Source organism: Nocardia sp. BSTN01 (genome assembly GCF_015354405.1).
Taxonomy (GTDB): Bacteria; Actinomycetota; Actinomycetes; order Mycobacteriales; family Mycobacteriaceae; genus Nocardia.
The window spans coordinates 1-4,771 of sequence record NZ_JADKYP010000120.1 but is presented as its reverse complement, the minus strand read 5'-3'; the positions used below and the strand labels follow the sequence as shown (position 1 = coordinate 4,771).

The following is a 4,771-nucleotide window of genomic DNA, read 5'->3' as shown; positions in this document are numbered from 1 at the left end:
AGCTGCATGGCCGCGGCACGCAAGGCGAGAGGGCGGCGCCCACAGATCGCGATCAGATTGCGCACCGCGATCGGTTCGGCATCGACCCGCGCCCCACCGATCGCACCGCGCATGAATTCGTGCGCCTCCCGCTCATCGAAGGGCCGCATCACGATGACTGGCGAACCGGCCAGGGCCGTGAGCGGCGAGCGTGTTGTCACCAGAAGTCCAGTGTCGGCGGACGCTGGAATAAGCGGCTCCAACTGTTCATCGTCGGCAACATCGGTCAGCACCACCAGAATTCGACGGTTCGACAACCGCGTTCGATAGGCGTCAACCAAACAGTCGAGACCTGCATCCGCAGGCAGGCTCCGCTCGCCCAGACTAGCGACCAAACGCCGCAGCATCGCCCGCGGGTCGATGCGGTTCCCGTTTTGATCTCGCATTCGCGCGTAAAGCCGCCCATCAGGGAAATCATCGCCAAGCTGGTGAGCCACGTGCACGGCGAGCGTTGCCTTGCCCATCCCCTCATGGCCGATGATCACGCATGCCCGAGCGGCGACCTTGCTATCTCGCAGAACACTCAGGATCTCGGCCGACTCGGATTCCCGCCCTAGAAAGTCCGACCGATCGCGCGGAAGTGTCTGCGGTATCAAAGGCTCTGGTCGCACTGCGTCGGCAGGGCCATCCACTGTGCTCCCACGTAGATCCGCGCCTAGCGTCTGGGATGCGGCCCCGACGGATCCGACGACGGCAGGCCGATGTGCGCGACGCGGCGCGGGCGCGATGTCTTCGTTGGCGAGGATGCCCGCGTAAAGCTGCTGCAGCTGTGCAGAGGGATCGGCGCCGAGCTCTCGGCCGAAAAGATCCCGCGCCCGCTGGTACTCGGTGAGCGCCTCCATACTGCGCCCAGTGTGGTAAAGTCCGGTAATTAGGCGCTCCCATAGCGATTCGACCAACGATGCCGTTGCGATGCGGGCGCGCAGCGGACTAATGACGCGTTCGGGCGCGCCGATACGCAGCAACGCGTCGGCCCATTCGATAGTGGCGTCGATCCGGATGCTCTCGGCGGTACTGCGCACTCCCTCCGCCCAGCCCGAATTCATACCAGACAGCGCCTCCCCCTGCCATAAGGATAACGCCTGCTCGAGCAAGAGCGAGCGCTGATAGTCGGGCTGCTCCGGGGCCCGTGCGGTCCGAACCAAATCGTAGAAACGCCGCATGTCGACGAATTCGTCAGCGATATGCAGGCTGTAACCGGCTGCAGTTCGCTCAAGCACCATGTCCGTGCAGCCGTTGTCCAGCTTCCGCAGGACAGCGATCGTCTGCCGCACCCGAGTGAGATAGGAGTAGATCACATTTCTTGCGCTTGCCGGCGGCACATCATCCCAGACGCGGTCGACAAGCGAATCGAGGGAGACCGGTGCGCCCGGTTGAACCAATAATGCGCCCAGAACGCTTCGCTGCCGCGGCGGACCCAACTCCACACTCCGACCGTCTCCGGTGCGCGCTTCAATTGGACCAAGTAGACAAAACAACTAACAACCCCCCACTACCACAGCAAACCTCACATACCCCTGGATGTTTCCCAATGTACGCGTGACTGTGGCGCAATTTCCTGCCACCGAAACTCAGCGGCGTTCCCGGAAGCCAGTGACGCTAGGTATTCTATCCAGGTTCAAGAAGATGTCAACGCTAGATAGCTAGCAGTGATAGAATCTGATTGCAACAACCATCTGATCAGCGACGAAAGATGTTGGTAACCTGGCATGACTGTGCAGCAACGCCGCCAGAGGGAACGCGAGAACCGGCGTCAACTCATCCTCACAACGGCACGCAACCTCGCCGAGAAGTCTGGCTGGGACTCGGTTACCACACGCGCGCTCGCGGATACGATCGAATACAGCCAACCTGTGCTCTATCAGCACTTCCGCAATAAGGACGCCATCGTGGCCGCGGTCGCACAGCAAGGCTTCGGCGAACTCGCGGAAGCCCTGCATCGGGGGCGTACCACAACACCAGGCGGACTACGTGGCTTGATCGAGGCGTACGTGAGTTTCGCCGCCGAGAATCCCAAATTGTACGAAGCGATGTTTGTGATCCCCGTAGACCTCGACTTCGGCGTCGAAGAATCCCCGGACGAGCTTGTCGCCGCCTTCGGCGAGATCATCGCGGCGCTGGAACCGCTTGGGGCACCGCGCGATCGCATTGATACAGTCGCGGAGGTTGTGTGGTCAGCCTGTGACGGACTGGTTACATTGGAGCGATCGGGCCGCTTGCGTCCCGCATACCACGCTGAGCGGATCGAACTCTTGACTCAGCAAATCCTCGCCACGCCGAAATAGCGAGAAGGGACGCAACGAAGCTGATATGCCCGAAGTAATCCCGGGCATATCGTCGAAGCACTTCGCACACAAGACGATTCTCGATATCGATTCGAGCCGGGGCTCGTTAGCTCGAATTGTAGCGAAGTCCGCTTCATTTCGAGCGACAGCTGGCGACCACCCCACCATCGGCACCCAAGGTGAGACGGCCTCCGCGCCAGTCGGATTCCCGATCGCTAATACCAAGCGGAGCCTGCCGGCGCCATTCGTATCGAGCCAGCAGACCAAGCCGCATAATAACGACGCGAAGACTCCGAGTCGGTGATGAATTGCGAGCTTGCCGCTGCGCGAGAGGATGCGGCGCCCCGACCAGATTTGGCCCTCGCCACGGATTCAACAGAGAGGTCCCCCTTGAGCTGCCCGCCGCGTGGTTCGTCCAACGTCAACGATAGCGCATCTATCGGCGCTATACCTAGCGATGATCATTGCGCTAGTGTTGATAGGTGCACGAACCTGTGGACACGAAACCCGTGGAACTGCGTGCCATAAGGGAGATTTCGATGACTGATGCCGCTGACAAGGGCGGATTGCTCTTCAACTCCGCCTGCATGTTCGGTCTGCGCATCGGTGTTGCTGCCCGCACCGCCAGGGGGCGTTGGGGTCAGATCGTGTACGGTGCTGTCGGGGTGGGCATGGCGCCACCTGCCGTGTTCGCGGTGGGAATCGATACCGGGCCTTACACTCTCGGCGGCAACAGATGCTTCTCGTCCGAACGCGCTGTCGACGTCTTCGAAACCTGTTTGCGCGTGTCTCGAGTCGTGCCCGGGGAGATGCAATCGTCGCTCACCCTCATCACCTTCCCCGGCGTTTCAGTACAGTCGCCCCTGCGGCGTCAATGTCTCAATCTTCTGCGCATCACGTACCGCCGAACCGTGAACACCGAATCTGCGCTGGCCGCCGAGCTGCGTGAGCAACTCCGAATGATCGACACCATCAATGAGGTGTCGTACATGGCAGGATGTTTCACCTACAACGACCCTGTGCGGATGCTTGGCATTCGATGCGATGAACCCACTGTGGAATGGTCTCGACACCGGCACACCACGGGTGCTGTTCGATCACTCTGGCCTCGGGCCTCGAACACCGCACGTCGTCGATCCGCGTCACCTGGCCGACCGATTGTCCGGCTCGCCGGAACCGGGCGATGCAAGGAGACCCCGCCGAGCCAGTTGTCGGTTCACCGTCATTCGGCCCAGCACTGTCGCGCTGGCGTCGGCCTGCTCCGCCCACCCCGCGCCGATGTCAGCGCTCACACCCCGAGCATGGGCGGACGCGGTTGAAACTTCCGGATTTGCGCAAGCACAACCGCGCTCGTCAAATCCGTTTACAACGCCGGTGGTCTCCGACGCCGGCGACGCACCACGAACTACTTCCAGCTCGATTACAACACACCCACCGCCGGATTGAACCTAATCCGGCCCTACCGAGGGAAAATCATGCCCAACAGTGTCAGTCGTCTGCTGCCGCATCCATATCCCGTCGGCGACGTCTTCCGTGCCATCACATCCCGCGAGTACTGGGTCGAACGAGTGACTCGATTGGACGGCGAAGATGCCTATCTCGTGTCGTTCGAGTTCGACGGCACCACAACTCACGTCCACATCTCGAAGCCGGTACCTACCGGCCGCATGCCCGCCCCGCTTGCCAAGCTGATCCCGCCGTCGGTCCGCATGGACGTCCACGAATCGTGGGGCTCGCTGGTCGACGGGCGTTCTGCAGGGCAGATGCGGGCGGATGTGACTGGTGCGCCGGTCACGGTTACAGCGAACTTGCTTCTGCGCCGAGAGGACGACGTGACGGCCGTGATGGAACTCGACGGCCGAGCAGACGCGCGGATTCCTGTGGTCGGCAGAGCACTCGGGTCGGCCATTGCCGACGATGTAGGAAACGAGATGGCGGCAATCGGCGACTTCACAATTGCCTGGCTGGCCGCGGCTCGTTGACTGTCGGCGGCTCCGGAGCATCGCGAGAAAATGGCATCACGACGAATGCCGATCCCATTTGGGATCGGCATTCTCGTTGTTCGGCTTGCTCAGCTCGCGATGACCACGTCCCGCATGAATCCGAGCAGGCGGCCGGCATGCCGCAGATCGGCAGATATCCCAATGGTTGCGTCGATGAGAGACCACAGACCCGCGCCCTCGATAGCGGCGCGAACCGAACCCTCGTGCTGAGCCCGATCCAGTAACCCTGCGCCTATCGCATCGATGCTCGCGCGCCATTCGCCAAAGCCCCTGGCAGTTCCAGACCACGTCAAGGCAACAAGCAGCAACGGCCTGACACGGAGTACAGTGCGACCGCCCACAGCCAGTCGAAGAGCGCCAGGGCCCGGGTCGGACGCTTCCAACAAATCCACGCTCTGCCCGAGCAACGCCTGGAAATCACTGGTGTAGACGGCCGGCACTAGG

5 protein-coding genes are annotated in these 4,771 nt (G+C 61.8%); 3 read left to right on the top strand and 2 right to left on the bottom strand.

Annotated elements, in window-relative coordinates:
* Positions 1-1,466: BTAD domain-containing putative transcriptional regulator (locus tag IRT45_RS35920; RefSeq protein ID WP_194810205.1), on the bottom strand; the 1,466-nt coding region annotated here is incomplete at its 3' end.
* A gap of 282 nt (positions 1,467-1,748) precedes the next feature.
* On the opposite strand from IRT45_RS35920, the gene IRT45_RS35915 reads away from it, so the two are divergent.
* The 3 genes from IRT45_RS35915 to IRT45_RS35905 all read left to right on the top strand — a co-directional run bounded on the left by IRT45_RS35915 (position 1,749) and on the right by IRT45_RS35905 (position 4,306).
* A complete protein-coding gene (locus IRT45_RS35915; RefSeq protein WP_194810204.1) occupies positions 1,749-2,324 on the top strand; it encodes a TetR/AcrR family transcriptional regulator in 576 nt (191 codons plus the stop codon).
* Positions 2,325-2,863: 539 nt separating this feature from the next.
* Entirely contained in the window at positions 2,864-3,643 is a 780-nt protein-coding gene (locus tag IRT45_RS35910; RefSeq protein WP_194810203.1) for a hypothetical protein, read from the top strand.
* A gap of 156 nt (positions 3,644-3,799) precedes the next feature.
* On the top strand, positions 3,800-4,306 hold the full coding sequence (locus IRT45_RS35905) for a DUF2505 domain-containing protein (protein WP_194810202.1): 507 nt from the start codon (positions 3,800-3,802) through the stop codon (positions 4,304-4,306).
* Positions 4,307-4,395: 89 nt separating this feature from the next.
* Here IRT45_RS35905 and IRT45_RS37415 read toward each other — a convergent pair.
* Positions 4,396-4,771 (bottom strand): hypothetical protein (locus IRT45_RS37415; protein WP_228536015.1); only part of this gene is annotated, 376 nt, incomplete at its 5' end.

Bases quoted from the DNA above. Each gene is read 5' to 3' on its own strand.
- IRT45_RS35915 (WP_194810204.1), top strand. From the start codon at position 1,749: ATGACTGTGCAGCAACGCCGCCAGAGGGAACGCGAGAACCGGCGTCAA.
- IRT45_RS35910 (WP_194810203.1), top strand. From the start codon at position 2,864: ATGACTGATGCCGCTGACAAGGGCGGATTGCTCTTCAACTCCGCCTGC.
- IRT45_RS35905 (WP_194810202.1), top strand. From the start codon at position 3,800: ATGCCCAACAGTGTCAGTCGTCTGCTGCCGCATCCATATCCCGTCGGC.